The following is a 1,154-nucleotide window of genomic DNA, read 5'->3' as shown; positions in this document are numbered from 1 at the left end:
GCCGCTATGGTAGAAGACAACGAGGCTTCACCCCTGGCTTTAGCAGCCGAGCAGTACGCGACCGTCCGCAAATATGCCGGTGCGTTCCTGCAGGCGTTCACGTTCCGCTCGGCCCGCCGACACGATCCACTTCTTGCCGCGGTCGGTGCGCTGAAACGCCTCTACTCGGAGAGGCGCCGGACACTCCCGGAGCGCGTCCCGATCTCGCACCTGAGCCAAGCCGATCGGAAACTCATCTTCGGACAGGGAAAGCCCGATCGCCGTCTTTATGAAATTGCAACACTCGCCGCATTGCGAGACAGGCTTCGTTCGGCCGATGTCTGGGTCGACGGCAGCCGCTCGTTCCGCCCGATCGATAAGCACCTCATGCCTCGACCAACCTTCACTGCGATGAAGGAAGACGACCGACTTGGCCTTGGCGTGCAAGCTGATGGAGCGGCCTGGTTGGCTGAAGCTCGCCAAATGCTGGACTTCAACCTCAAACGCCTTGCCTATCGGGCACGAACCGGAAAGCTCGAAGGTGTCCGTCTTGAAGGCAAAACGCTGATCGTCACGCCGACCATCGGCGAGGTTCCTTCTGCTGCCGAAGATTTGAATGCCGAGATAAGTGATATGTTTCCGCTGATCGAAGTGCCCGATCTGCTGCGAGAAGTCCACGAATGGACCGGGTTCGCCAACCAATTCACCCACGTCCGAACTGCGGATACGCCGCAGAACGTATCCACCATGCTGGCCGGTGTTCTGGCTGACGCGACCAACCTCGGTCCGAAGCGGATGGCCAGCGCTTCCAAGGGGATCAGCGCACATCAGATCGGCTGGATGCGTAGTTCCACGCCCGGTCAGAGACCTATCGCGCGGCACAGGCGTGTGTGACTGATGCGCACACCCGTCCCCCGTATTCGCAACTAGGGCAACGGAACAACATCATCGTCCGATGGCCAGTTCTTCCGAGCAAGTGATCGAGCCGCCAAACGAGGTGACATCAATCTCCACTACGGTAGCGAGCCCGGCTCGAAGTTCTATAGCCATCTGTCCGATCAATACGGGTACTTCAGCATCCTGCCCATCAGTCCGACCGAAAGCGAAGCTGCCTATGTGCTCGATGGTCTATTCGATCAGGACACGATCCTCGATATCCAGGAGCATTTCACCGA

At 59.0% G+C, this 1,154-nt stretch carries 1 pseudogene; it reads left to right on the top strand.

The window, feature by feature from the left end:
- Positions 1-6: 6 nt before the first annotated feature.
- Positions 7-1,154 (top strand): annotated as a pseudogene (locus tag ACWGS9_RS34900) (Tn3 family transposase); the annotation flags it as partial.

Source organism: Mesorhizobium sp. Arg314 (genome assembly GCF_053714275.1).
This window is presented reverse-complemented; position numbering and strand designations above follow the sequence as displayed.